The sequence below is a fragment of the Ruminococcus sp. CAG:330 genome (assembly GCF_000437175.1).
In the GTDB taxonomy this organism is placed as follows: domain Bacteria; phylum Bacillota; class Clostridia; order Oscillospirales; family Ruminococcaceae; genus Ruminococcus_C.
Genome location: NZ_FR898087.1, coordinates 50877 through 51395, shown reverse-complemented (window position 1 = coordinate 51395; position 519 = coordinate 50877). Strand labels below are relative to the sequence as shown.

Below are 519 nucleotides of genomic sequence, written 5' to 3'. Positions count from 1 at the left end.
TCGGCGGCGGCCCTGCGGGCGTATTTGCAGCCCTGACCGCCGCCGGCAGCGGAAAACGCTGCATCATTTTAGAACAAAACGAACAGATCGGACGAAAGCTTCGCATCACCGGAAAGGGACGGTGCAATCTCACCAACGAGTGCGACCGGGAAACGCTCCTCGCCAATGTGGCAGGCAACAGCAAGTTCCTGTACGGCGCATTCTCCCGCTATACGCCGCAGGATGTGATGGCGTACTTTGAGGAGCTGGGCGTTCCGCTGAAAACGGAGCGGGGCAATCGGGTATTTCCCGTGAGCAACCGTGCCGAGGACATTGTGCAGGCGCTTCAGCACGCCCTGCACCGTTCCGGCATCCCTGTCGTGCGCGGAAAAGCAGCGCAGCTGCTCTTCGACGGCAGCGGTGCCTGCATCGGCGCAAAAACCGCAGCCGGCATGGAGATCCACGCCAAGACCACACTGCTCGCCACCGGCGGCATGTCCTACCCCAAGACCGGTTCCACCGGCATCGGGTATCGTCTGG

General features: G+C 62.2%; 1 protein-coding gene (cut by both window edges). It reads left to right on the top strand.

Every position in this 519-nt window falls within one protein-coding gene, locus tag QZL66_RS10185, for an NAD(P)/FAD-dependent oxidoreductase, read on the top strand. The gene is 1287 nt long; 37 of those nucleotides lie to the left of the window and 731 to its right, leaving coding positions 38–556 in view (codon 13, partial, through codon 186, partial); the first codon wholly inside the window starts at position 3. Both codon boundaries (start and stop) fall beyond the window edges.